The 25444-nt window shown below is 46.4% G+C and carries 23 protein-coding genes; 21 read left to right on the top strand and 2 right to left on the bottom strand.

All coding sequences use genetic code 11. The annotated features are described in order from the left end of the window. Positions 1–8: 8 nt before the first annotated feature. Positions 9–1304 carry a serpin family protein gene (locus tag DW159_RS06460; RefSeq protein ID WP_117549534.1) on the bottom strand — a complete coding sequence of 432 codons (1296 nt, stop codon included), beginning with the start codon at positions 1302–1304 and terminating at the stop codon, positions 9–11. Between the two features lie 269 nt (positions 1305–1573). Between DW159_RS06460 and DW159_RS06455 the strand changes: the two genes are divergently transcribed. From DW159_RS06455 to DW159_RS06365, 18 genes are all read left to right on the top strand, one after another. After that, positions 1574–1999, top strand: coding sequence for a DUF4186 domain-containing protein (locus DW159_RS06455; RefSeq protein WP_117550526.1), 426 nt, complete (start codon positions 1574–1576; stop codon positions 1997–1999). 517 nt (positions 2000–2516) lie between these two features. Beyond that, positions 2517–2771: a helix-turn-helix domain-containing protein gene (locus tag DW159_RS06450; protein WP_117549532.1), complete on the top strand. Its 255-nt coding sequence runs from the start codon at positions 2517–2519 to the stop codon at positions 2769–2771. Positions 2772–3037: 266 nt separating this feature from the next. Beyond that, positions 3038–3442, top strand: a complete 405-nt coding sequence (locus DW159_RS06445) for a MerR family transcriptional regulator (protein WP_117549530.1) — start codon at positions 3038–3040, stop codon at positions 3440–3442. A gap of 21 nt (positions 3443–3463) precedes the next feature. Then, a complete protein-coding gene (locus tag DW159_RS06440) occupies positions 3464–5215 on the top strand; it encodes a 1-deoxy-D-xylulose-5-phosphate synthase (protein ID WP_117549528.1) in 1752 nt (583 codons plus the stop codon). Positions 5216–5540: 325 nt separating this feature from the next. Next, positions 5541–6878, top strand: coding sequence for a TrkH family potassium uptake protein (locus tag DW159_RS06435; protein ID WP_117549526.1), 1338 nt, complete (start codon positions 5541–5543; stop codon positions 6876–6878). A gap of 15 nt (positions 6879–6893) precedes the next feature. Continuing rightward, positions 6894–7541, top strand: coding sequence for a potassium channel family protein (locus DW159_RS06430; RefSeq protein ID WP_015534220.1), 648 nt, complete (start codon positions 6894–6896; stop codon positions 7539–7541). 15 nt (positions 7542–7556) lie between these two features. Further along, positions 7557–7811 (top strand): hypothetical protein, encoded by a 255-nt coding sequence (locus DW159_RS06425; protein WP_015534219.1) that lies wholly within the window; start codon positions 7557–7559, stop codon positions 7809–7811. A 63-nt stretch (positions 7812–7874) separates the two neighbouring features. Continuing rightward, positions 7875–9851 carry a DUF4118 domain-containing protein gene (locus tag DW159_RS06420; protein WP_022216740.1) on the top strand — a complete coding sequence of 659 codons (1977 nt, stop codon included), beginning with the start codon at positions 7875–7877 and terminating at the stop codon, positions 9849–9851. Continuing rightward, positions 9844–10545, top strand: coding sequence for a response regulator (locus DW159_RS06415; protein WP_022216741.1), 702 nt, complete (start codon positions 9844–9846; stop codon positions 10543–10545). Before DW159_RS06420 ends, DW159_RS06415 begins: the two co-directional genes overlap by 8 nt. 439 nt (positions 10546–10984) lie before the next feature. Beyond that, positions 10985–11926: an EamA family transporter gene (locus DW159_RS06405; protein ID WP_117549524.1), complete on the top strand. Its 942-nt coding sequence runs from the start codon at positions 10985–10987 to the stop codon at positions 11924–11926. A 162-nt stretch (positions 11927–12088) separates the two neighbouring features. After that, complete coding sequence (locus DW159_RS13850) at positions 12089–12286, top strand: zinc dependent phospholipase C family protein (protein ID WP_242992629.1); 198 nt, start codon at positions 12089–12091, stop codon at positions 12284–12286. A gap of 262 nt (positions 12287–12548) precedes the next feature. Next, a complete protein-coding gene (locus tag DW159_RS06395; RefSeq protein ID WP_117549522.1) occupies positions 12549–13793 on the top strand; it encodes an ammonium transporter in 1245 nt (414 codons plus the stop codon). 58 nt (positions 13794–13851) lie between these two features. Continuing rightward, positions 13852–14199 (top strand): P-II family nitrogen regulator, encoded by a 348-nt coding sequence (locus tag DW159_RS06390; RefSeq protein ID WP_004850656.1) that lies wholly within the window; start codon positions 13852–13854, stop codon positions 14197–14199. 327 nt (positions 14200–14526) lie between these two features. Then, entirely contained in the window at positions 14527–17193 is a 2667-nt protein-coding gene (locus tag DW159_RS06385) for a cation-translocating P-type ATPase (protein WP_117550524.1), read from the top strand. Positions 17194–17195: 2 nt separating this feature from the next. Beyond that, a complete protein-coding gene (locus DW159_RS06380; RefSeq protein WP_117549520.1) occupies positions 17196–18257 on the top strand; it encodes an inorganic phosphate transporter in 1062 nt (353 codons plus the stop codon). A 152-nt stretch (positions 18258–18409) separates the two neighbouring features. Further along, entirely contained in the window at positions 18410–19030 is a 621-nt protein-coding gene (locus tag DW159_RS06375) for a DUF47 domain-containing protein (protein WP_158547588.1), read from the top strand. A 318-nt stretch (positions 19031–19348) separates the two neighbouring features. Beyond that, positions 19349–19717, top strand: coding sequence for a CidA/LrgA family protein (locus DW159_RS06370; RefSeq protein WP_117549516.1), 369 nt, complete (start codon positions 19349–19351; stop codon positions 19715–19717). Continuing rightward, positions 19710–20402: an LrgB family protein gene (locus DW159_RS06365; protein WP_015534210.1), complete on the top strand. Its 693-nt coding sequence runs from the start codon at positions 19710–19712 to the stop codon at positions 20400–20402. The genes DW159_RS06370 and DW159_RS06365 overlap by 8 nt, the downstream gene beginning before the upstream one ends. A gap of 19 nt (positions 20403–20421) precedes the next feature. On the opposite strand, the gene DW159_RS06360 is transcribed toward DW159_RS06365, so the two are convergent. After that, entirely contained in the window at positions 20422–21561 is a 1140-nt protein-coding gene (locus tag DW159_RS06360; protein ID WP_158547587.1) for a PucR family transcriptional regulator, read from the bottom strand. A 271-nt stretch (positions 21562–21832) separates the two neighbouring features. Here DW159_RS06360 and DW159_RS06355 point away from each other — a divergent pair, with 271 nt between their 5' ends. The 3 genes from DW159_RS06355 to DW159_RS06345 all read left to right on the top strand — a co-directional run bounded on the left by DW159_RS06355 (position 21833) and on the right by DW159_RS06345 (position 25418). Then, on the top strand, positions 21833–23188 hold the full coding sequence (locus tag DW159_RS06355; RefSeq protein WP_117549513.1) for an aspartate aminotransferase family protein: 1356 nt from the start codon (positions 21833–21835) through the stop codon (positions 23186–23188). A gap of 98 nt (positions 23189–23286) precedes the next feature. Further along, the gene (locus DW159_RS06350; RefSeq protein WP_022058947.1) at positions 23287–23841 is read left to right on the top strand and encodes an XRE family transcriptional regulator; all 555 of its coding nucleotides are present in this window, start codon (positions 23287–23289) and stop codon (positions 23839–23841) included. 359 nt (positions 23842–24200) lie between these two features. Next, a complete protein-coding gene (locus DW159_RS06345; RefSeq protein ID WP_022058946.1) occupies positions 24201–25418 on the top strand; it encodes an aspartate aminotransferase family protein in 1218 nt (405 codons plus the stop codon). The last annotated feature ends 26 nt before the right edge of the window (positions 25419–25444 follow it).

Raw genomic sequence — 25444 nt, 5'->3', positions numbered from 1 at the left:
ATCAAAAATTACAGCGAATTCACCCTGCCCATGAACAGGATCATTCCTGTGCTCTGATCTTCAATCACATACACAAATGGCTTGTCCACAATAAAGTTATATGTTTCCTCACTTGGCATCATTGCTGTTTCCTTGATCATGATGTCTGTCTCTGCTGCAGCCTTGGTTCCGTTCTCGTCCACGATCACCTTTGCTTTGTGGTTGACTGATGAAACGGCTATGCCATCGGCGATCTTGGAGAAGTCAGCACTCTCCGAATATGCCGACTGGATTCCCATGTTTTTCAGAATGTCGTCCAGACCGTCGATACTCTGCTCATCTGTGAATTTTGGGAGCTGGAGGGTATCGATCTCTACGTTGCTGGCATCATCCAGAGAGTCGATGAGTTTCTGTTTTTCTTCGTTGCTTAGTTTGTCAAAGAGTTCATTTATGTCTCCGTCATCGGCGGTTGGCATGAACACCTTCATGACAACATTGTCGCCGTCGTATGGAAGTGTGATTCCCTTGATCTCGCCGTTGTCCATGTATGCGAAGTGCTCACCGTAGAGATGCATCATATCAACAACGCTTTCTTTGTCGGTTCCGTAGAAGCTGCTCTGAAAAGTTTTATCCTCGGTAAAAGGAGTGTACCATTTTCCTTCGAAATAAACTGCGTTTATGAGCATCATCACTGTTCCGCCAGGAATCTCCTTTAAGATTTCAGGGATCATCTTGTTGGTGTTGTCACTCACCCAGTTGTTGACATTTTGAACAACCTTGTCTGCCTGACCATCGAAGTCGGCCTCGTAGATTTCACCGGAGTAATAATCCTTGGCAGGTGTAAGAAAGTCGGAATTTATATTGGCCGCCCAAGTCGTTCCCTTGTTCATCCATACTGAATTTGCTGTGTTGACAAATGTATTCTGAGACCAGTCTTTTGACAGATATGCCTTCATCTCATCGTTCCACTCATCAAGGTCTGTTATGCCGAGAGCGTTTTCTAGCTCATTTTTTGTTGTACCGCCGGCACCTACATCCAGCATGGACAGTGCACTTGCAATGCTGTAAGGTGAGTAAAATATGTTCTTGTCAGCTGGAAGTGCAGAATACATATTCATAGAGAATTCATTGATTCCGTTCTTTAGCTGGTCAAATGATGTTATATCCGTTTTGACCGAAGTCACAGTGATGTTGTCAGTGAGGGAAGTGACCGACGAATCAGTTTTGGTGTGACCGGGATTATTCCCCGGTGTATTTGTGCCGCAGCCGGCAAGACCTGCACACATACAGGCGCTGAGTAGTAAAGCTGTCATTCGTTTTTTCATAGTTGAAACCTCCTTATTGTAAAGCCCATCGTATCGTCCCGATGATTTATTGTAACTGGTATATCATTAACTCTCAATATATATACGAGTATCAAGAGTTTTTTTATGGTCTTTAAAAAATTTTTTTTATAAGATTCGTGAGGCAGTGAACAATGAACTTGGAAAATGTACGGATTAGATATATATTAGACACAGAGGCTTAATCAGCTTCTATAATCAGTTTTCATACGGAGGAAATACGATGGCACTTATAAATGGAGATGATAGGGTTGACAAAGGAAGAATGGTACGCCCGGCTTTTTGAGCGCCTGGGAAGGTCGAAATTTCGCAGTGGATTTCATTTGACACAGAAAGATATCGACTATATAAATGAAAAGGGGCTGGATACCATAAGACAGCATGCGCGGGATTTCATAGCACAGAGGGAAGCTCCGGCGTTCATACCAAATGACGGAAAGCAGACTCCCATGCGGGGACATCCTGTGTTTGTGGCACAGCATGCCACGGCTGCATGCTGCCGGGAATGCATACGTAAGTGGCATACATTTGCTCCGGGAGTGGAGCTTGGCCCAAGACAGCAGGAGTATCTGGTGGATGTTATCATGACCTGGATAGTGAGGGAGCTTGAAGCAGCCGGGGATAAAGGTCGGTCCGGGGATAAAATAATTTTATACCAGCGGTGTAATGACAAATAATTATATTTGTGGTAGAGTACAGTTTAGGTGGTCAAATAAAAGAAGAAAATCAGGACACACCAATAAAAAATGACTTAGGAAAAGGAACCCGGAAGGGTAGTCAGGAAAGGAAAGAATCATGTTAAGTATAGTTTTCGCTAAATACACAACACGAGAGTTTAATAGTGATGTGGCAGGGAATATTTTGCATACAGATGATAAGCTGCGTGAACATATATACTCATATGGTACAGGGCGAGAGCGTACGGAACATGATCATACAAATATGCTGACCTGAATGATCTTGGCAAATACATAACAGATCAGATAGGTTTCGATAGACTGAGATCAGCCAGATCTATCAGCATTTATAGATTGGAATCATGATGTACGAAAAAGCGTCCATCCATGTGAGTATTATAGAAGTATTCATGTGGATGGGCGTTTTTTGCGTGTTTTTGAACTCGTCTTTGTGAAGAAGAAATCTGTCACAATTGTAGCAATGCAGATGAGATGAGAATTTTGGGAGGGAAGTATTATGTGTAATGTACCAACAATTGACATGACAGGAACAGGCAGAAATATTGTGAAACTTAGACAGAATGCAGGTCTTTCTGTAAAGGATCTGCAGGATATATTTGGATTTGCCACTCCAAATGCGATATACAAGTGGCAGAAGGGTATGGCTATGCCAACCGTAGACAACCTGATCATTCTGGCCGCCATCTTTGGTGTAACAGTGGATGATATCATTGCAGTAAACATCTGCTCGACAGTTGGAATCAGTGCGTAGCATAAAAATTTACATATTCATGTATATAAAGGCGGACAGCGGTAACTACGTTGCCCGCCTCTTTTATATCCTGTATGGGGTTAGGCACCTCCGTCCCCAGGGGGACACTGTATGGGGCAGGTACCTCCGTCCCCAGGGGGGAGAAAATTGGGGGTTGACTTGGAGTGAGCTCCAAGTGATATATTCAATGTAACATATAGGTATTGTGTGAGTGCATATAGCTATAAATAGAAAGGTTTTCTTGAAATTAGGAAAGAGGTGGCAATATGACTATCAAAGAAGTAAGTGAAAAGTTTGATATCACCGCTGATACGCTCAGGTATTACGAGAGGGTGGGACTTATCCCTCCTGTCGCTAGAAATGCTAGTGGCAACAGGGATTATCAGGAAAAAGATGTCGATTGGGTTGAACACACTGTATGCATGAGAAATGCTGGTGTTCCGATAGAGGCGCTTATTGAATATGTAAAACTCTTCCAGATGGGAGATGCTACATTTGGCGCGAGGCTGGATCTCCTTAAGGAGCAGTATGAGAAGCTTGAGGAGCAGAGAAAACAGATCGAAGCCACCATGGATAGATTACATTACAAGATATCCAAATATGAGGAGGCCGTGAAGACCGGCAAGCTTGTATGGGACAGGAAAATTACCGATGGCGAATGCACTATGTAAAAACAGGAGGATAAAGAAAAAATGTATATTGAAAATATCAACGGACCACAGGATGTAAAGAAACTGACAGTAGACGAGATGGGAACACTTGCAGACGAGATGAGACATGCACTTCTCATCAGAGCTAGCAAACACGGCGGACATTTTGGACCAAACTTTGGTATGGTTGAGGCAGCCATAGCACTTCACTATGTATTTGAATCACCAAAGGATAAGATTGTGTATGACGTGTCACACCAGAGCTATCCGCACAAGATGCTTACTGGAAGAAAGGATGCATACCTCTATGAGGAGAACTATGATGATGTGACTGGTTACAGCAACCCGCATGAGAGCGAGCACGACTTCTTCACGGTTGGACATACTTCAACATCCATCAGTCTGGCTGCAGGCCTTGCAAAGGCAAGGGATCTCCAGGGGGCAGAGGGCAATGTGATAGCGGTGATAGGCGATGGCTCCCTGTCAGGAGGAGAGGCCCTTGAAGGCTTGGACTACGCTAAAGAACTGGATGGCAACCTTATCATAGTTGTAAATGACAACGATATGTCCATAGCCGAGAACCACGGAGGACTCTATACAAATCTCAAATTACTCAGAGACACTAATGGAACAGCAGAGTGCAATCTGTTCCGCGCCATGGGACTTGATTATTATTACGTGCATGAAGGCAATGATGTGGCAGCCCTCATAGACACATTCCAGAAGGTAAAAGATTCAAAGAAGCCTGTTGTGGTCCACATCAGAACCCTCAAGGGAAAGGGTTATGCCCCAGCTGAGGAGCACAAGGAGCAGTGGCACTACAGCGGACCATTTGACATAGAGACAGGAAGATCATTATTTGAAGGTGACGAGGAGGACTACTCAAGCGTGTCCTGTGATTACCTGCTTGACAAGATGAAGAAGGATCCAAAGGTCGTTGCCATCACAGCGGGAACACCGACGGTTATAGGATTTACAGAGGATAAGAGACGTGAGGCCGGAAAGCAGTTTGTCGACGTGGGAATCGCAGAGGAGACAGCGGTGGCACTTGCGTCGGGAATTGCAGCAGGCGGCGGAAAACCAGTGTTCGGTGTGTACAGCTCATTTGTGCAGAGAACATTTGACCAGATATCCCAGGATCTCTGTATCAACAACAATGCAGCCACTATAGTGACATTTGCAGGATCTGTATATGGAATGAATGATGTGACACATCTGGGATTTCAGGATATCCCTATGCTTTCAAATATCCCGAATCTTGTATATCTTGCTCCGACAACAAAGGAAGAGTATATTGCTATGCTTGACTGGAGCATAGAGCAGAATGAGCATCCGGTGGCCATCAAGCTTCCAGGTGGTGCGATGGTAAGTGGAAGACCTGTGACGAAGGACTTCGGAGATCTGAATAAGTATGAGGTGACACAGAAGGGAAGCAAGGTTGCCATACTCGGCCTTGGAACCTTCTACAGTCTGGCAAACGCTGCAGCAGACGAGATGAAGAGTGAGTTTGGAATAGATGCCACTGTCATCAATCCTTACTATATCACAGGTCTCGATGAGGAACTTCTTGAAAACCTCAAGGCAGAACACTCAGTTGTCATCACTATTGAAGATGGTATACTGGACGGCGGATTCGGTGAGAAGATTGCAAGATTCTACGGTGATTCAGATATGAAGGTGCTGAATTATGGTCTCAAGAAGGAATTCCTTGACAGGTACGATGTCGAAGAGGTTCTTAAGGATAATCGTCTTGATGCAGAGATGATCGTAGAGGACGTTAAGGGCCTTTTGTAAAGAGTATGATTATCTATGATAGATATGTTTATGTGAATAATTTATTAGTAGAAATATAGAACAGACATAAAATGCCCCATATAATTCTGAAATTATTTATTTCTGAATTTATATGGGGATATTTTATTTGAATGTCTGATCATGATATGATGCCAAGTTCTGTCAGAATGGATATAGCACCTTCGGCGTTTGCTATACTCTGCACTGTTTTTTCAAAGAATGAGCATCTTAATGCAATCTTAATACAGCACACCGGATCATTACACCGTTTTTTTATATTTCATAATATACTCTTTATAAACAAACAAAAACAGGAGAAGTATATATGTCTGAAATTACACATAGAAAAAAGCGACTGTCATCCTTTAAGCTGATCGTTTTGGGCTTTGCCGGGGTTATTCTGATCGGAGCACTGATATTGATGCTGCCGTTTTCATCGACTGCCGGAGTTGTTACGCCGTTTCACGAGGCGCTGTTCACATCGACCTCGGCCGTTTGCGTTACGGGGCTGGTCGTGCAGGATACGGGCAGTTATTGGTCCGCTTTCGGGCAGACGGTAATACTGCTGATGATCCAGATAGGCGGGCTCGGTGTTGTGACAGTTGCGGCATTTTTCGCCATGCTGTCTGGCAGAAAAATATCGCTGATGCAGCGCAGTACCATGCAGGACGCCATCTCTGCCCCGAAGGTCGGCGGGATCGTCCGCCTGACCCGCTTTATTGTACGGGGAACTTTTTTGATCGAGCTTATCGGAATGATCGTCATGCTGCCGACATTTTGCGGAAACTTCGGTATCAAGGGAATTTGGATGGCGGCATTTCATTCGATTTCCGCCTTTTGCAACGCCGGCTTTGACATACTCGGCACCGCAGAAAACAAATACCCGTCTCTTACGGGATACATCGGAGAGCCTACAATAAACATTGCAATTATGCTTTTAATTATTGTGGGCGGTATTGGATTTTTGACCTGGGACGATATTTGCACAAACAAGTGGCATTTCAAAAAATACCGGATGCAGAGCAAGGTCATATTGGTAACAACGGCAATCCTCATTATCGCTCCCGCAGTATTCTTTTTCTTCTGCGATTTTACGGGACTGCCGCTCGCCGAAAGGATTCTTGCGTCGCTTTTTCAGTCTGTCACACCGAGAACCGCCGGTTTCAATACCGCCGATCTTCCCGCTATGACCGGTTCCTCCAAGGCAATTATGATTCTGCTGATGCTCGTCGGCGGATCGCCCGGCTCCACGGCAGGCGGTATGAAAACGACCACGCTTGCCGTTCTGATTCTGAGTGCATTCTCCGTCTGTTGCAAAAAGGACGATGTCGAAGTCTGCGGCAGGCGCATTGACGGTTCGGCAGTGAAAAACGCCGCAGCCGTTGCCGTAATGTATTTCCTGCTGTTTTTTGTCGGCGGCATTGTTATCAGCACGGCAGAAGGTCTGCCGCTTAGCACCTGCCTTTACGAAACGGCGTCCGCTGTCGGAACGGTCGGGCTTACCCTTGGGATCACACCGCAGCTCGGTGTTCTTTCTCAGCTTATTTTGATCGTCTTGATGTATCTCGGCAGAGTCGGCGGACTTACCCTGATTTATGCGGCGATCTCCAATAAAAATCAGAGCGGTGCAAAGCTGCCGCTCGAAAATATCACAGTCGGATAAAGGAGTTACTATATTATGAAAAACATATTGTTGATAGGTCTCGGCAGATTCGGTAGGCATATCGCTTTGCAGCTGAATAAGCTCGGGCATGAGGTGATGGCGGTAGACAGCAACGAAGAAAGGGTCAATAAAATTCTGCCGATCGTTACTAACGCACAGATAGGTGACAGCACAAACACGGAATTTTTAAAGTCGCTCGGAATCGGAAACTTTGATGTGTGCATAGTCACCATAGGAGGAAATTTTCAAAATTCGCTGGAAACCACTTCTTTGCTGAAAGAACTCGGCGCAAAATTAGTTGTATCCCGTGCCGAGCGTGATGTGCAGGAGAAATTTCTTCTGCGTAACGGAGCGGACGAGGTCGTTTACCCAGAAAAACAGGTAGCAAATTGGGCTGCTATTCGGTACACCGCCGATCACATACGGGATTACATCGAGGTCGATGAGGCTCATGCCATTTTTGAGGTAGAGGTTCCGGAGGGGTGGATCGGAAAAACCGTCGGAGAGCTGGATATCCGCAGAAAATACAGCATCAATATCATGGCGACCAAGGAGAACGGAAAAATCAATATGGCAGTTTCACCGGAAACCGTTCTTACGAACAAGACCACTCTTTTGGTTCTCGGTGCTTACAAAGAACTGCAAAAGTGTTTTCGCATTTAACAGAGGTGAGTGAGGATGGCTGAACTATTGCTGATCGTCAGCCTGCTTGGCATATTTGCTTTCGGATTTTATCTTATGAGCAGGCTGGATCGATTTCTTGAAGAAAACAGAAAAGCATTGTTAAAGGAAAACGAATCCCGTGAGCCTTCCGAAATTCTGCTGCCGCAGGGGCTGTCCGAAAGTGAAATATTATGTGAGATCCGCCGTTTTCGTGAAACGCACGGAAATGTCGATATTATTCTTTCCGATGGGCAGAAGAATGATTTTTAGACTGCGGTAGATTTTTTTACAGTTTTACTGTATAATAATAAAATAAAAATGGCGGTGAAACCGATGAAAGTACAAAACGAACAGTCAAAATTCGATACAGACGAGCATATTCTTGTCTGCCTATCCTCTTCGCCATCCAATGCAAGGATCATACACACCGCCGCAAAGATGGCTAAGACCCTTCATGCAAGATTTACCGCCATCTATGTGCAGACGGATACGGTCATAAATGATGAGGATCAGTCCCGACTTTCGCAGAACATACAGCTCGCGCAAAGGCTCGGCGCCGAGATCGTTATGACGCACGGCGAGGATGTACCGCTGCAGATCTCGGAATATGTCAGGCTTTCCGATGTCACAAAAATTGTGATCGGGCAAAGCAGTGCCAGACGCAGATGGCTGTTCGGAAGACCGACTCTCACTGAAAAGCTGATCTCCTCCGCCCCCGATGTTGACATTCATATTATTCCCGATGCACTGAACTACACAAAGCCGCACAGACGCCGTCTGTTCTTAGGTGCAGAGATACCGTCGCTGCGGGATATTGCCGTGACCGTCCTGGCGCTTGCCGTATGTACGGCGATCGGGTTTCTGTTCGACCATCTCGACTTTCCCGATACCAATATCGTTACGGTATACATCCTAGGTGTGCTGATGATCTCCGTTTTGACCAAAGGATACCTTTGCAGTATGGCAGGCTCACTTCTAAGTGTTGTATTGTTCGGATTTTTCCTTACCGAACCCAGGTTGTCCTTTCAGACATATGCCGTAGGCTATCCCGTTACCTTTGCAGTCATGCTGGCGTCTTCCGTTCTCACCGGCACGCTTGCCTCGAAGCTGAAAGATCATGCAAGGCTCTCGGCTCGCTCCGCGTTCCGTGTGCAGGTGCTGTTCGACACTGATCGTCTGCTGCAAAAAGCAAAAAGCAACGATGATGTTTTAAGCGTGACCTGTATGCAGCTCTCGCGGCTGCTTGACCGAAGCATTGTTGCCTATACGAAAGGCGAAAACGGAATGTTGTCCGGGCGGCTGTATGCCGAAAAAAAGGATACACACGCTGAAAAGCTGCTAAGCGATGCAGAGCGGCAGACCGCAGAATGGGTGCTTCAAAACGGTTGCCGTGCAGGAGCAGCGACAGCACAGTTTGGAAAATCCGAATGTCTTTATCTTGCGATCCGTGCAGGCGGCAGAGTATACGGTGTAATCGGGATACCGATGAAACCCGAAAAGCCCGATTCATTTGAGAGCAGCATCGTACTTTCGGTTGTGAACGAATGTGCGCTGGCAATGGATAATGCTCACAACGCCGCCGAAAAGGAACGGGCGGCAGATCTTGCAAAAAGCGAGCAGCTGCGCGCCGACCTTTTGCGGTCGATCTCACACGATCTGCGCACGCCGCTTTGCTCCGTTTCGGGTAATGCGGACACGCTTTTGCATAACGGAAACTGCCTGGACGAAGCAACCAAGCAGCAGATCTATAAAGATATTTATGACGATTCCGAATGGCTGATCGGCGTGGTGGAAAATCTGCTGTATGTTACACGGCTGAATGACGGACGCCTGAAGCTGGAGCTTACCGACCAGCTTGTAGACGAAGTGGTCAACGAAGCCGTTTCGCACTTGAAGAAAAAATCCGTCGGACACAAGGTGACGGTAAGGTGCGACGATTTGATCCTTGCCCGTATGGACGCACATCTTATCGTGCAGGTCATTGTCAACCTTATTGATAATGCTTTGAAATATACCGAACAAGGCTCCGAGATCTGCGTAAGTGCCGAAAAACAGGGCGGGGATGCCGTGATCCGAGTCGCCGATAACGGAAACGGAATTGCAGACGATATGAAACCGCATATTTTTGAGATGTTTTACACCGGAAAAAATACCGTCGCAGACAGCCGCAGAAGCTTCGGGATCGGGCTTACCCTGTGTAAATCTATCGTAGAGCTGCACGGCGGAACGCTGACGCTTACGGATAACGTACCGCACGGCTGCATATTTACCTTTACTTTACCGCTCAGCGAGGTGACTCTGAATGAATAAACCCCTTGTTCTCGTTGTGGAGGACGACCGTCCCGTCCGCAATCTGATCGTAACAACATTAAAGGCGCACGATTACCGCTACCTGACCGCGGAGAACGGACACAGCGCTATTATAGAAGCGACCTCCCATAACCCGGATATCGTTCTGCTGGATCTGGGGCTGCCGGATATCGACGGCACACAGGTGATCGAAAGCATCCGCTCATGGTCAAATATGCCAATTATTGTGATCAGTGCGCGCAGCGAGGATAAAGACAAAATCACGGCGCTGGATGCCGGGGCGGACGACTATCTGACAAAGCCCTTTTCCGTAGAGGAGCTTTTGGCACGCCTTCGGGTCACGCAAAGACGGCTGCTGCTGCTTCAGGCAAGCGGCGACGCCGACTCACCCGTTTTCCAAAACGGCAAGCTTAAAATTGATTATGCTGCCGGCTGCGCTTATCTAAATGGGGAGGAATTGCACCTGACCCCGATTGAATACAAGCTTTTGTGTCTGCTCTCTCATAATGTCGGAAAGGTGCTGACGCACACCTATATCACGCAGCAGATTTGGGGCAGCAGCTGGGAAAAAGATATTGCTTCTCTGCGGGTGTTTATGGCGACTCTGCGCAAAAAGCTGGAGTCGCAAAAGGACAGTCCGCAATACATTCAGACGCATATCGGCGTCGGTTACCGTATGCTGCGGGTAGACTGAGAAAAGCGAGGGAACAAGGATTTGAACCGATATGCAATGGAAAATATTTTCGGAATTGAAGGGCTGAATATCGCTTGGTACGGACTCATTATCGCCTGCGGTATGGTGCTTGGCTTTGCTTTGGGGAGTATAAAACACAGCCTGTGCCAATTTGCCGTCCGAAACCTTAATCAAAGATCAAAATTTTTTCTAATCATTTTCCTGTTAGCTATAAAAAAGCACAACGCCACAGAGTTTTAAATCTCTGTGGCGTTGTGCTGCTCTCAATCGGTCACTTTTTGAAAGTGTCCTTATGTGAGCCTGCCTTTTATGCGGCTTTGAGCGGGGTTGCCGCAAGGATGGATTTGGAGCCAAAATAGTGTTACCCTATAGTAAAGATGATACAAAATGATAAATGTAAGTATGGCTTACGGTCACATATAAATGGGAGGCGCGTAAAATGTGGATATTATTTGCAGTGGGTTCTTCGTCATTTGCGGGGATCACGGCGATACTTGCAAAATGCGGTATAAGAAAGACGGATTCTGATGTGGCGACGGCTATAAGGACAGTTGTGGTTCTGCTGTTTGCTTGGCTGATGGTTCTTGTCACAGGAGCCTGGACTGCAGACACACATATCAGCGGTAAGACACTTCTCTTTCTGATCCTCTCCGGCCTTGCAACTGGAGCATCCTGGCTGTGTTATTTCAGGGCGCTGCAGAAAGGGGATATCAACAAGGTCGTTCCCATAGACAAATCAAGCACCGTGCTCACGATTCTGCTTGCCCTCATATTCCTACATGAGGGGATCACCTGGGTTAAGGGTATCTCAATAGTTATGATAGGTGTGGGCACCATGCTTATGATCACCAAAAAGAAAACTGCAGATGATCAGGAGATGTCAGGGAAAGATGTCGAATATATGTCAACAGACGGTGGCAGTGTGGCACAGAAACAGCGGGGAATGGGACTTTTGCATGGCAGCTGGCTGCTGTACGCCATGCTCTCAGCTGTTTTTGCCAGTCTGACAGCGATACTCGGCAAGGTAGGGATATCGGATATCAACTCAAATCTGGGCACGGCGATCAGGACAACGGTGGTTCTTGTCATGGCTTGGCTTATGGTGTTTGTGTCAGGAAAACAGCATGAGATAAAGGGCATAGAGAAGAAGGAGCTGTTGTTTATTGCGCTCTCCGGAATAGCCACGGGAGCATCCTGGCTGTGTTATTACAGGGCACTTCAGGACGGACCGGCAAGCGTGGTCGTCCCGATAGACAAGCTGAGCATGCTCATCACCATTGCATTTTCAGGAATCGTGTTCCACGAAAAGCTGACCAAGAAAGCGGCTGTTGGCGTGGTATGCATCACTGCTGGAACTCTCTTAATTGCCATGAATTTCTGAATATTTTACGGTCTATTTAGAAAGTATTTATAGTTTCTTCCTGTGGATTTTATATCTATCGTTTACACTATATACAACGAAAAAGATATAGAGGATACATATTTGTACATGAGAAGCTTATCAAGCTGTGCTTGATGGCAGAACAGGCAGGAGGCGTTAAATATGAGAACAGCAGACCACATGAATCTGAGCAGATATATTATGGATCACATGAATGCCGGCACATCTAAGCTGCAGAAGGCGGCGTTCATATTTGGCAGCATAGAGCCGGATATCAATATGGATGCCGGTTACGGCAAATGCAAGTATGGTAGCAGCTGGCAAGACTGGAATGGAGTCTACAGGGGTGGCGTAGGATAGCACGCCGTAAAAAAGTCCAGTATATCGAAATTGAGCCGACAACAAAGACTTGGTTAAGAAACTTCATAAAAACAACAAAACAGCTTGAGAAAAACAATTTAAAATTACCTCTTGCATTATTTTCTGAAGTCTGCTATTATAAATCACGACAAAGGCGTCAAATGAATCGAAAAGATTCGTTTGGCGCCTTTTCGCGTATGTAGTACCGGGAGAATGAGATATCGCATCCTTCGGGTGAATAAAGGTTAAGGAGGAAGAAACTATGAATACGGGAGATACTGGTTTTATTATGATCTGTGCGGCTCTGGTGTTCTTCATGACACCCGGACTTGCATTTTTCTACGGAGGCCTCGTCAGGAGGAAAAATGTTGTAAATACTATCATGGCATGTACGGCCATCATGGGACTTTCAGTTGTCATGTGGGTGCTGTTCGGTTACTCACTCTCATTTGGCACGAACCACGGAGGTGTTATAGGAGATCTCAAGTGGTTTGCACTTAACGGGATAAAGATGGATGAGGCTGGTCCTTATGCGGACAATATACCTCACCTTGTATACGTTGCATTTCAGATGATGTTCGCCATGATCACACCGGCGCTTATCACCGGCTCACTGGTCGGACGTGTGAAGTTCAAGGCGTTGTTCTTCTTCATCATGCTCTGGTCGATCATCGTTTATTACCCAATGGCTCACATGGTATGGGGCCAGGGTGGTTTCCTCGGAGAGATCGGATCAGTTGATTTCGCGGGAGGAAATGTAGTGCATATAAGCTCAGGTGTGAGCGCCCTTGTATTCTCTATCATCCTTGGAAGAAGAAAGGGATACGAGAACACAGCATACAGAGTTCACAACATTCCATTTGTCGCACTCGGTGCATTCATTCTTTGGTTTGGATGGTTCGGTTTCAATGCCGGAAGTGCCCTCGGCGCAAATGGCCTTGCAGCACATGCATTTATGACAACAGCGATTGCCAGTGCCAGCGCAATGCTCTCATGGATGATAATAGATGTTATAAAGGACGGAAAGCCTACTCTGGTCGGTGCATCAACAGGTCTTGTAGTTGGTCTTGTAGCTATAACACCTGGTGCAGGATTCGTACCGATCTGGTCATCATTCATCATCGGTGCACTTGTCAGCCCGATCTGCTGCTTTACAATCTCATTCCTGAAGGGTAAGCTGAAGATAGACGATGCACTTGATGCATTTGGATGTCATGGTATCGGAGGTATCTGGGGAGGTATCGCAACAGGTTTATTTGCAAAGAGTTCGATCAACAGTGTAGCCCGTTGGGATGGTCTGGTATTTGGCGATGTACATCTGTTCCTGATGCAGCTTGTAGGTATCGTTGTAACGATCGTGGTAGCCATAGTCGGAACACTTATCTGTCTTGGAATCGTGAGACTCTTCACACCACTCCGTGTAACAGACAGAGAAGAGAAGGTAGGTCTGGATATCTCAGAGCACGGTGAGAGTGCATATCCAACATTCAATGGACTTGATTCGTAGGAGGATGCAATTGCCTGCATATTCTGGAAATTTGGCAAAGTGAAAGGAGAATGTCATTATGATGATAAAGGTTGAGGCTATCGTGCGCGAGGAGGTCTTTGAGGACGTCAAGGAAGCACTGAACGCTATAGATGTAAATGGAATTACAGTGTCTCAGGTTATGGGATGCGGAGCACAGAGAGGATATAAGAAGCTTGTCCGTGGTACTGAGGTAGATGTGGTGATGCAGCCGAAGATCAAGTTTGAGATAGTTGTGTCATCTGAGGAATGGGAGAAGAAGACCATCGAGGCTATCCAGAAGGCGGCATATACAGGCGAGGTTGGAGACGGCAAGATATTCAGCTACGAGATCCGTACTGCAACTAAGATCCGTACAAAGGAGAGCGGATATGATGCGCTGAATTAAAAGTTTATAAATTCTTTACCAAATACTAGCCGGGAATCCTTTGACAATCAAAGGGCTCCCGTGTTATTATGTCGGAAATATCAGGGAGTAGTTCACATCGGTTATAAGATGTTGTGCGATCTCGTCATCACGTTTTCTGGCTGGGACATACCTGTGCAGGGAACCGGGGCGCACGCTTTCGGAGTATATATAGTAGTGTATATAGAACTTGAAAGGAACGAGACTTTTATTGTGTGTTTATCATGCAATGAAGGTCTCGTTCCTTTTTCTTTGCATGACACACACAACCTGTTTACAGAGATTAAGAAGAAAAGGAGTCTGGTGTGTATGACAGAGAAAAATTTTTGGAACTGTTCCGGTGATGAATTACTAAAAGAATTCAAGACAGACAGCCGCGGACTGTCGACGGAGCGGGCAGAGGAGATCCGCAGTGAAAAGGGAGAAAATGTTCTCCAGGAAGGCAAGAGAAAGAGCACATTACAGGTGTTCCTCAGCCAGTTTTGTGACCTGCTGGTGATCATACTGATCATAGCAGCGGTCATTTCTATGTTTTCTGACAATATCGAGAGTACCATAGTAATCTTGGCGGTACTCGTCATGAATGCTGTGCTTGGAACGGTGCAGCATGTGAAAGCCGAGCGTTCGCTTGACAGTTTGAAACAGCTTTCATCCCCAAATGCAAAAGTTATGAGAGATGGTGTGAAGCAGGAGCTTCCGTCCCGCGAGATAGTTCCGGGTGATATCGTGCTGCTCGAGGCGGGCGATATGATAGTTGCCGATGGAAGGATACTCAGGAACTTCTCACTCCAGGTAAATGAGAGTTCACTCACCGGAGAATCTACAAATGTGGAAAAGAATGATGCAATAATAGAAGGTTCCGTGCCTCTTGCAGACAGGACAAATATGGTGTATTCAGGAAGTCTTGTTACATACGGACGAGCAGAGGTGCTTGTGACCGGAACAGGAATGGATACGGAGCTCGGTAAGATCGCAGGACTTATGAATGCGGCAAAGGAGAGAAAGACTCCGCTTCAGGAGAGCCTTGACAAGTTCAGTGCAAGGCTTGCGGCATTCATCATGATCGTGTGCGCGCTGGTATTTGTCCTCTGTATATACAGGAAGATGGCGGTGCTTGATTCCATGATGTTCGCAGTCGCCCTTGCAGTTGCAGCTATACCTGAGGCTCTTGGTTCGATAGTTACCATCGTGCAGGCATTTGGCACCCAGAAGATGGCGAAGGAGAATGCGATCATCAAGAACCTCAAGGCGGTTGAAAGCCTTGGATGCGTGTCAGTCATCTGCTCAGACAAGACCGGAACACTTACACAGAACAAGATGACCGTGCAGGAGATATATCTGGATGGAAAACTTTACAAGCCGGAGGAGCTTGATTCCCATAACCAGCTCCACAGATATCTGCTATATGATGCGGTTCTCACCAATGATTCCAGCATAGTGGATGGAAAAGGAATAGGAGATCCGACGGAATATGCATTGCTTGAGATGTTCCGTCAGGTCCACATGATGCCAGGCATGGAGACGGATGGTACAGGTATCTCTGTTCCTGCGGAGACTGTAAAATGGAGTCTGAAGGAGGATGTACTCAGGGACTGCATGGACAGAATGGAGGAGGTTCCGTTCGACTCGGACAGAAAGCTTATGAGTACAAAGTATCTGCTTCATGGGGTTCCGACCATACTCACCAAGGGTGCTGTGGATGTGCTGCTTGACAGATGCGTGAGCGTGAGATACAGCGATGGCGTAAAGCCTATGACAGATGAAGAAAAAGCGAAGATCAAGGCTCAGAACAAGGCATTCTCAGAGAATGGCCTCCGTGTACTGTCATTTGCATATAAGGAAAGTGATGAGGTACTGGGAGTTGATACTGAGTATGGATTTACATTCCTTGGACTTGTGTCCATGGTGGATCCGCCACGCCCGGAGTCTATGGCAGCGGTTGCCGATGCAAGGCGTGCGGGCATAAAGCCGGTCATGATAACCGGAGACCACAAGATCACAGCGGTTGCCATAGCGAAGCAGATCGGAATATACGAAGATGGGGACATGGCACTCACGGGAGAGGAGCTTGACGCTCTGTCTGATGAGGAGCTTGCACGTGACATAACAAAGATATCTGTATATGCCAGGGTGTCACCGGAGAATAAGATAAGGATAGTCGATGCATGGCAGAAGAACGGCAATATAGTAGCCATGACAGGCGATGGTGTCAATGATGCCCCTGCACTCAAGAAGGCAGACATAGGTGTTGCCATGGGAATAACCGGCACGGAGGTGTCCAAGGATGCGGCGGCTATGATCCTCTCAGATGACAACTTTGCAACCATCATCAAGGCGGTGTCAAATGGACGAAATGTATACAGGAACATAAAGAATGCGATACTGTTCCTGCTGTCGGGAAACACAGCTGGAATACTGGCGGTGCTTTATACCTCGATAGCGGCCCTGCCTGTTCCGTTTGCACCTGTACATCTGTTGTTCATCAACCTGCTCACAGATTCTCTTCCTGCGCTCGCGATAGGAATGGAGCCGGCTGATCCATCGCTGCTCTCAGAAAAACCGAGGGATCCTAAGAAGGGAATACTGACATCTGACTTTATGGCAAAGATGCTCTCGGAGGGCCTTCTCATCGCTATAGCGACCATGACAGCATTCCATCTTGGCCTGCCGGTGAGTTCGGCAAAAGCCACTACCATGGCATTTGCAACACTGACACTCGCCAGACTGTTCCACGGTTTTAACTGCAGAAGTGAGGAGTCGATGTTTAAGCTTGGATTTAGATCAAATAAATACAGCGTATATGCATTTTTAGCCGGAGTGGCATTTCTGGCTGCGGTCCTGTTCATACCGGGACTTCACAGTCTGTTCAGCGTGGTAAGTCTTGGAGCGGCGGATGTGCTGAAGATAGCGGGACTTGCATTTGCACCAACTGCGATAATACAGATCATTAAGGCCATACAAGACAAGAGGAGATAGACATGCTGGAGAATATTACATTTTCATATTTTGCAGAGCAGGTTGTGAGCCATCCGGCGCTTTTGATCGCCGTTCTGCTGACACTTGGAGTAATTCTGGTAAATGGATGGACGGATGCACCAAATGCCATAGCGACGAGTGTGTCTACCAGATGCATAGATGTGGATAAGGCGATAATTATGGCGGCTGCCTGCAATTTCCTTGGGGTGCTTATCATGTCGCTTGTCAATTCAAAGGTAGCCATGACTATTAAGAACATGGTGAATTTTGGAGGTGACACAGACTCGGCGATGATCGCTCTGTGTGCGGCAATGACGGCGATCGTAATATGGGCAATCGGTGCATGGGCATTCGGCATACCGACAAGTGAGAGCCATGCCCTGATAGCCGGACTTACGGGCGCAGCCATAGCACTTCAGGGAGGACTGGACGGTGTAAATCCTTCAGAGTGGATAAAAGTCATATATGGTCTTGTACTGTCGACTGTTCTCGGATTCGCAGTCGGATTCGTGGTGTGCAAGCTGCTCACGGTGATCTGTTACCGACTTGACAGAAGAAAGACAAATGCTTTCTTCTCAAAAGCACAGGTGGCCGGCTCGGCGGCGGTGGCGTTCATGCACGGAGCCCAGGATGGCCAGAAGTTTCTGGGAGTTCTCCTGCTTGGGCTGTTTCTCGTAAATGGACAGAGCAGTGCAGAAAATGTAACGATACCAATATGGATGATGATACTTTGCTCAGTTGTCATGGGGCTTGGAACATCAATTGGAGGAAAGAAGATCATCAAGTCTGTTGGAATGGATATGGTAAAGCTTGAGAAATACCAGGGATTTGCGGCTGATTTGTCGGCAGCACTCTGTATCCTGCTCTCGACGGTATGTGGAATCCCGGTCAGCACCACCCATGTGAAGACGACAGCCATCATGGGCGTGGGTGCTGAGAAGAGGGCATCTGCGATCAACCTCAAGGTGGTGCGCGATATGGTGCTTGCCTGGGTGCTCACATTCCCGGGCTGTGGTGTCATAGGATATGGCATGGCAAAGCTGCTGATCGTGTGGCTGGGGTAGTTTGTAGGTGGTTGAAAATGCAGGCGCCACCTAAGGACCGGCGGCTGCGTATTCCCCTGATTTGGTAATGCAAAAATCACTTACACTATTACAGCTTATGAGTTTTTCAATCACCTACGAATATAGAGTTTTGATTATAAGGAGAGAATATTGTGAAGAAGAAAAAGGACGAGTTTTATTTTAAGAATCTGAATACATGTGTGGAGATCTCGTATCAGGCTGCGGAGTTTCTGAAGAACGTAGTCGTGGATTTTTCGGTGGACACCATCAAGGAAGACCTTGATCGTATGCATGAGCTTGAGCAGAAGGCCGATGGCAAGAAACATAAGATGATGACTGTGCTCAGTCAGGCATTCATAACACCTATAGAACGGGAGGATCTGGTTGCCCTGTCTAACTATCTGGATGATATTACCGATGCTGTTGAGGATGTGTTCCTGCAGATTTATATGTGCAATGTGGATACTATCAGAGAGGATGTACCCCAGATGGTAGAGCTGCTCCTCGAGTGCATCAAGGCGCTGCAGGATGTGATCGGAGAATTGAAGAGATTCAAGAACTCAAAGACCATCGAGCAGAGCATAATCAGGGTAAATGATCTTGAGGAGCAGGGAGACAGATTGTATGTGGAGAATATGCACAGGCTGTACGGTGAGAGCGATATTCGAACAGTGGTCGTGTGGAAAAACATATATGCCTGCATAGAGAACTGTATGGATGTGTGCGAGCACGCGGCGGATATTGTGAACACAGTGATCATGAAAAATTCGTAGGATGAGATTATTGCAAGTATAATAGCGGATAGAAACATTTACGAAAAATTCTAGGATTGTACTAAAAAATTTGTTATATTTATCAAAAATTAGAAAAAGCAGAATATTCTATTGAATAAAATCAGAGTGAGAATATAATAATCAAAGGGTTAAAGGGTGGTTTGAATATACAGAGTAATTATATCTGTGTATCGAACCTCCTTTTTTATGAAAAAGGCCCGATATGTGGAGACTGTATACAGGCATGTATACCAAAGTTGTGAATCGTTGCTCCATATGTGTATGATAAATATATTATATAGAAGGAAGACAAAAAAGATGAAATATTTGAAGCAGTTTCTTATAATCCTCGCCATATCCTTTATCGGTGAGATACTTAAGTACATAGTTCCACTACCGATTCCGGCGAGTATATATGGTATGGTTATCATGTTTATCTGCCTACAGACCAAGATTCTCAAGCTGGAAGATGTGAAGAGAGTGGGCAAGTTTCTTATAGAGATCATGCCGGTCATGTTCATACCAGCTGGTGTGGGCCTTATGTCGTCGTGGGGAACGCTTAAGCCTGTGCTTGTGCCAGTCAGCGTCATAACGGTGGTTGTCGTCATAACGGTCATGCTTGCTTCAGGCTGGGTATCACAGCTTATAATAAGGAGAGACAGGAAGAAGGAGACTGAAAATGAGTGATATGTTTGAATCGTCCATATTTGCAGGGGTGACTATAAGCCTTCTGGCATATATGTTTGGAAGTGTACTTAAAAAGAAACTTAAGATAGCTATACTTAACCCACTGCTGGTGTCCATCATAGTGACTATAGTGGTGCTGGTTGTGGCTGATGTGGATTACGATGTGTACAATGAAGGCGCAAAGTATCTGAGTTGGTTCCTCACACCGGCTACAGTGTGTCTTGCAATCCCACTCTATGAGCAGTGGGAGCTTTTAAAGCACAATTATAAGGCTGTGCTCGGCGGTATAGTTGCCGGAGTTATAACGAGTCTGACTACAGTCCTTGTGTTGTGCAAGGTCATGGGACTTTCCCATAAAGATTATGTGACACTTCTTCCGAAGTCCATAACCACAGCTATCGGAATGGGTGTCTCGGAAGAGCTTGGCGGATATGTGACCATCACGGTTGCAGTCATAGTTGTGACTGGAGTGATCGGCAATATAATCGGAGAGATCGTGTTCAAGATATTCCGTATCAAAGAACCTATATCAAAGGGACTTGCCCTGGGATCATCAGCCCATGCCATCGGAACTGCCAAGGCTATGGAGATCGGCGAGGTTGAGGGAGCCATGAGTAGTCTGTCGATTGCAGTTACAGGAATACTTACGGTCATACTCGCATCGGTGTATGCACATTTTATGTAATGGATATAATTGGAGAGAGTTATACTTTTCGTATCTCTCTGAGCTTATATGCAGCCATGAGCTGGAATCTGACCTCCGCATTGGAGAGATCATATTCCAGCTCTTCTTTTATTATCCGGAGCCTGTAATTTATCGTATTCCTGTGGCAGAACATTTTCTCAGAGATGTGCTGAACACTGCCGCTGCACTTAAGATATTCGTACAGAGTGTCCGTCAGAGCTGAGTGATGGTTTTTGTCGTACTCTATGACACCACCGAGCTGCTCTGCGATAAATGAGTTTATGAGCTGGGCATCATTAACTTCCAGAAGAATACGCAGGAATCCGAGACTGTTGTAATCACAATATATGTTGTCTGCGGTAAATTCCCTTGCAGAAACTGCACGGCGGTAACTCAAGGGGAGTTCTGTCAGGGACAGAACCGGGCTTCCGGAACCCATATGTATGTTGTAGTCTGGGAATCTTGCCGCCAGAGCCTCTGCGATGTCACTGCATTTGTCTGCGATGGATCCGGAGAAAGGGAATCTCAGGATAACTGTCGGATTGCCATCATATACAAATGCATGGAAGACAAGATCTGTATTGTTGCAGACCTTCTGCAGGATATACATGAACTCATCTGTTGCTTCTGTATCGATGGACAGAACGTTGTAGCAGCCATTGTTGAATCCGGAGCCTTTTATTGTGTCAGTCTGCTCGTCGGTCAGGGAATTCCCCATGAGGATATTCTGGAATGCTGCGGTCATGTTGCCATCATCCCTGGAGTCTTCAAATATCCTGTTGTAGTAGTCGTGGGTGATATCGAATATCCTTGTATCCCATGGCATGGTAAAAAGAGGAAATGAATAGCGGTAGCACAGTCTGACGATCTCATCGGTTATGTCCTCCTCAAATATATATCTGCCGGTATTCAGAATGAGTCCGCAGGTTCCCCTCTTTATGAGCTCTTTGATAAATGCCCTGAGCCAGTCCTCGCGTTCACCGGAGGTCACGCCGGTTGTGATGATGAGTTCCCCTCCGTTCAAGAATGTCGATGTGGATATATCCTCTGATATGTATACCCAGCTTACGATGTTCTCCATTCCCTTTCCACCGGATATCAGGTTAAGGTTGTATTTTCGTTTGGTATCATAGTACAAATCTCTCAGAAAAATGGCCATGTCAGTGTTCCCTCCTGTATTACGCGCACATATATAGTCTTGCGAAAAGCACATTATATATTATTATTACTGCATATCAGACCTGTGTCAATGGTGGAAAATGTGCTATGAGCACAAATGCGTTCTAATATTTTGTGCCTGGGGAATATGGCATAACACCTACGGTTGTGCGATTCTATATGCAGAGTAAAAAAGACAGCCGGTGTTTCAGAAAGGAAGCCTGACCCTGGTGCACAGGCTGCTGGTTGAAAAAATAAAGGAGGACAAAATTATGCTTAGAACAGATTTACCAGAGATAATCACAGAGACACTGCCGGGACCAAAGGCAGCGGAGGTAATAAAGAGAAGAGAGAAGGCAGTGCCATCTGCCATTAGGTGTGCGTATCCGGTTGTTATAGACAAGGGTGAGGGTGCCATGATACAGGATGTGGATGGCAACAAGTTCCTAGACTGGATAGGTGGTGTCGGAGTCCTGAATATCGGATTCTCACAGCCGGAGGTCGTTGAGGCTGTCAAGACACAGGCTGACAAATATTTCCACGGCATGTTCAATGTGGTAACCCATGAGGGATATGTGGCACTCGCTGAGAAGCTTGCGTCCATTGCACCAGTAAAGGGCGACGAGAAGAAGGTGTTCTTCGCAAACAGTGGTGCTGAAGCTGATGAGAATGCTGTAAAGGTTGCAAAGAGCTTTACAAAGAGACCAAATATCATCGTATTTTCGGGAGCTTTCCACGGCAGAACACATTACACAATGGCCATGACATCCAAGAAGGCTTATGCAAAGGGGATGGGTGAGCTTGCAAATGGAGTGTTCAGGGCACAGTTCCCATATTACTACAGGAATCCTGAGGGAATGCCACAGGAGGCAGCTCTTGATTACTATATGAATTCGCTCACAGATGTATTTGAACAGTGCGCAGCGGCAGATACCATTGCGGCAGTTGTTGTTGAACCTCTTCAGGGCGAGGGTGGTTTCATACCTGCACCTATCGAGTGGGTAAAGGCTGTCAGAAAGCTCTGTGATGACCATGGAATCCTTCTTATTGCGGATGAGGTACAGAGCGGTTTCTGCAGAACAGGAAGAATATTTGCCAGTGTATATTGGCAGGAGGCAGGCGTACAGCCTGATATCATAGCAACAGCCAAGTCTATAGCAGCAGGTGTTCCGCTGTCAGCCATCATCGCAAGATCAGAGATCATGGAGGCTGTCGCTCCTGGAACAATAGGCGGTACATACTGTGGAAATCCGCTTGCCTGTGCAGCAGCCCTCAAGACTATCGAGATCATGGAGAGAGATGATCTTGCAGGACGTTCATGTGAGATTGGTGAGAAGGTTGTGGCAAGATACAATGAGCTCAAGGAGAAGTATGAGTGCGTTGGCGATGTCAGAGGACTCGGTGGAATGGTAGGAATAGAGTTTGTCAAGGATAAGAAGACCAAGGAGCCTGCTCCTGAGCTTACCTCTGCGGTCATCACCGAGTGCTGGAAACGTGGCTTGCTGGTTGAGGGCGCAGGAACTTACAATAATGTCATAAGATTCCTTGCACCGCTTGTCATCACAGATGAGCAGCTTGCCGCCGGCCTGGATATCTTCGAGGCAGCAGTGGAGGCGGCGTCTAAGTAGACGCTTGAAAAATTAGAAGATACACGACATAATATATCACAAGGAGGACCCGCGAAAGCGGGAAATGCCTTGTGATAATGTTGAGCGGGAGGGGTACGATGGATTATTTATCACATAATGTTGCTGTGAATCTGAATAGAATGAGGACCTCCAAAGGTATGAGCCTGGATGTGCTGTCTGAGCAGACGGGTGTCAGCAAGAGCATGCTGGCGCAGATTGAGAAGGGCACTGCTAATCCGTCTCTGGGTGTAATGGGCAAGATAGCCAGCGGCCTCAGAGTTGAGTTTCATGAACTTATTGATCCGCCGCCCATGGAGGCCTGTCTTGTGAATCCAGAGGAGCTTGTTCCAATCAAGGAGGCAAAGGGACAGTATAAAGTGTGGACGTGTTTTCCGTATGAGGACAGCCATGAGGTGGAGATATATCGTATAGACATTGAGCCGGGAGGCACATATGTCAGCGGCTCCCATGGTGAGAAGACAAGAGAATACCTGTCGGTTACAGAGGGTGTTCTGACTGTTGAGGCAGGTGATACAAAACAGAAGGTCGGCAAGAACCAGATATACAGGTTTGAGACTGATAAGGTTCATGTGTACAGCAACGATGGGAATGAAAAGGTGAGCTGTATATGTGTATTCCTGGACTATCACTAACATGGAAATATGAGCGGTATTAAGTGTAAAATAATGTACATACAATGTGGTTGTAAAAGATTATCATCTGTCCAATATAATGCACAAAATGTTCAATAAAATAATGTTCTGAAGTGCATGGTAATACAAATAAAGTCAGATAATAAGCCAATCTTAAGAAAATTAAGAAAAGGTGTTGACATGTATTATATTGAGTGGTATCTTAAGTGTGTCAAATATAAAGAACAAGAATTTAAGGCAAAGGAGCCTGGACGAACATTCGTCCGCAGTCTCCTTTGCCTTTTTTTGATGCTTGGGGACAAAAACGATCCGGCACCATGATTCTTCTGATTTTACAAAATGTAGTGGAGGTAAGGATTATGAAATTAAAAGACACAGGATTAACATTTCAGGACATTAAGGACAAGGTAGACAAGTACATGATCGAGACATATGAGCGTTTCGATTTCCTCGCTGAGACAGCAAAGGACATGTACATATATGATGAGAACGGCAACGGATATCTTGATTTCTACGCCGGAATCGCAGTAAACAGCGCAGGTAACTGCAATGAGAAGGTTGTTGAGGCTGTCAAGGATCAGGTCGGTGACATCATGCACACATTCAACTATCCTTACACAATTCCACAGGCACTGCTTGCTGAGAAGGTTTGTACGACTATTGGAATGGACAAGATATTCTTCCAGAACTCAGGAACAGAGGCCAATGAGGCTATGATCAAGATGGCCCGTAAGTATGGTATTGAGAAGTATGGTCCAAACCGTTACCATATCGTGACTGCAAAGCAGGGCTTCCATGGAAGAACATTCGGCGCCATGTCAGCAACAGGTCAGCCGGGAAATGGCTGCCAGGTGGGATTTGGTCCTATGACATACGGCTTCTCATATGCACCTTACAACGACCTTCAGGCATTCAAGGATGCATGTACAGAGAACACTATAGCGATCATGGTTGAGCCTGTACAGGGCGAGGGCGGTGTACATCCTGCAACAATGGAATTCATGAAGGGACTCAGAGAGTTCTGTGATGAGAATGACATGCTTCTCCTTATAGATGAGGTTCAGACAGGTTGGTGCAGAACAGGAAATATCATGTCATACATGAATTACGGAATCAAGCCGGATATCGTGTCCATGGCAAAGGCTCTCGGCGGCGGAATGCCGATTGGAGCTATATGTGCAACCGCTGAGGTTGCAAAGGCATTTACACCTGGTTCACATGGAACAACATTTGGTGGACATCCTGTATCATGTGCAGCAGCACTTGCAGAGGTAAATGAGCTGCTTGACAGAGATCTTGCAGGAAATGCAAAGAAGATGGGAGATTACTTCGCAGCAAAGCTTGAGAAGATCCCACATGTAAAGGAAGTAAGACATCAGGGGCTCCTGGTTGGTGTTGAGTTTGATGATACGATCGGCGGTGTGGATGTAAAACATGGATGTCTTGACAGAAAGCTTCTGATCACAGCCATCGGAGCTCATATAATCCGTATGATCCCACCACTTATCGTGAACGAAGAGCAGTGTGATAAGGCTGTTGAGATCATCACAGATGCAGTGGCAGAATTAAGTAAATAGGGGAAACGCGAAGCCCCTGGAAGGAG

It is taken from the genome of Coprococcus sp. AM14-16 (genome assembly GCF_003434675.1).
Lineage (GTDB): Bacteria > Bacillota > Clostridia > Lachnospirales > Lachnospiraceae > Coprococcus > Coprococcus aceti.
The sequence above is the reverse complement of the archived record's forward strand: the minus strand, read 5'-3'. Positions and strand labels throughout refer to the sequence as shown.

What these genes read in the sequence shown, in the direction of transcription:
- DW159_RS06460 (WP_117549534.1), bottom strand. Translation starts at nt 1,304, where the DNA reads ATGAAAAAACGAATGACAGCTTTACTACTCAGCGCCTGTATGTGTGCA.
- DW159_RS06450 (WP_117549532.1), top strand. Translation starts at nt 2,517, where the DNA reads ATGTGTAATGTACCAACAATTGACATGACAGGAACAGGCAGAAATATT.
- DW159_RS06445 (WP_117549530.1), top strand. Translation starts at nt 3,038, where the DNA reads ATGACTATCAAAGAAGTAAGTGAAAAGTTTGATATCACCGCTGATACG.
- DW159_RS06440 (WP_117549528.1), top strand. Translation starts at nt 3,464, where the DNA reads ATGTATATTGAAAATATCAACGGACCACAGGATGTAAAGAAACTGACA.
- DW159_RS06435 (WP_117549526.1), top strand. Translation starts at nt 5,541, where the DNA reads ATGTCTGAAATTACACATAGAAAAAAGCGACTGTCATCCTTTAAGCTG.
- DW159_RS06430 (WP_015534220.1), top strand. Translation starts at nt 6,894, where the DNA reads ATGAAAAACATATTGTTGATAGGTCTCGGCAGATTCGGTAGGCATATC.
- DW159_RS06425 (WP_015534219.1), top strand. Translation starts at nt 7,557, where the DNA reads ATGGCTGAACTATTGCTGATCGTCAGCCTGCTTGGCATATTTGCTTTC.
- DW159_RS06420 (WP_022216740.1), top strand. Translation starts at nt 7,875, where the DNA reads ATGAAAGTACAAAACGAACAGTCAAAATTCGATACAGACGAGCATATT.
- DW159_RS06415 (WP_022216741.1), top strand. Translation starts at nt 9,844, where the DNA reads ATGAATAAACCCCTTGTTCTCGTTGTGGAGGACGACCGTCCCGTCCGC.
- DW159_RS06405 (WP_117549524.1), top strand. Translation starts at nt 10,985, where the DNA reads ATGTGGATATTATTTGCAGTGGGTTCTTCGTCATTTGCGGGGATCACG.
- DW159_RS13850 (WP_242992629.1), top strand. Translation starts at nt 12,089, where the DNA reads ATGAGAACAGCAGACCACATGAATCTGAGCAGATATATTATGGATCAC.
- DW159_RS06395 (WP_117549522.1), top strand. Translation starts at nt 12,549, where the DNA reads ATGAATACGGGAGATACTGGTTTTATTATGATCTGTGCGGCTCTGGTG.
- DW159_RS06390 (WP_004850656.1), top strand. Translation starts at nt 13,852, where the DNA reads ATGATGATAAAGGTTGAGGCTATCGTGCGCGAGGAGGTCTTTGAGGAC.
- DW159_RS06385 (WP_117550524.1), top strand. Translation starts at nt 14,527, where the DNA reads ATGACAGAGAAAAATTTTTGGAACTGTTCCGGTGATGAATTACTAAAA.
- DW159_RS06380 (WP_117549520.1), top strand. Translation starts at nt 17,196, where the DNA reads ATGCTGGAGAATATTACATTTTCATATTTTGCAGAGCAGGTTGTGAGC.
- DW159_RS06370 (WP_117549516.1), top strand. Translation starts at nt 19,349, where the DNA reads ATGAAATATTTGAAGCAGTTTCTTATAATCCTCGCCATATCCTTTATC.
- DW159_RS06365 (WP_015534210.1), top strand. Translation starts at nt 19,710, where the DNA reads ATGAGTGATATGTTTGAATCGTCCATATTTGCAGGGGTGACTATAAGC.
- DW159_RS06360 (WP_158547587.1), bottom strand. Translation starts at nt 21,561, where the DNA reads ATGGCCATTTTTCTGAGAGATTTGTACTATGATACCAAACGAAAATAC.
- DW159_RS06355 (WP_117549513.1), top strand. Translation starts at nt 21,833, where the DNA reads ATGCTTAGAACAGATTTACCAGAGATAATCACAGAGACACTGCCGGGA.
- DW159_RS06350 (WP_022058947.1), top strand. Translation starts at nt 23,287, where the DNA reads ATGGATTATTTATCACATAATGTTGCTGTGAATCTGAATAGAATGAGG.
- DW159_RS06345 (WP_022058946.1), top strand. Translation starts at nt 24,201, where the DNA reads ATGAAATTAAAAGACACAGGATTAACATTTCAGGACATTAAGGACAAG.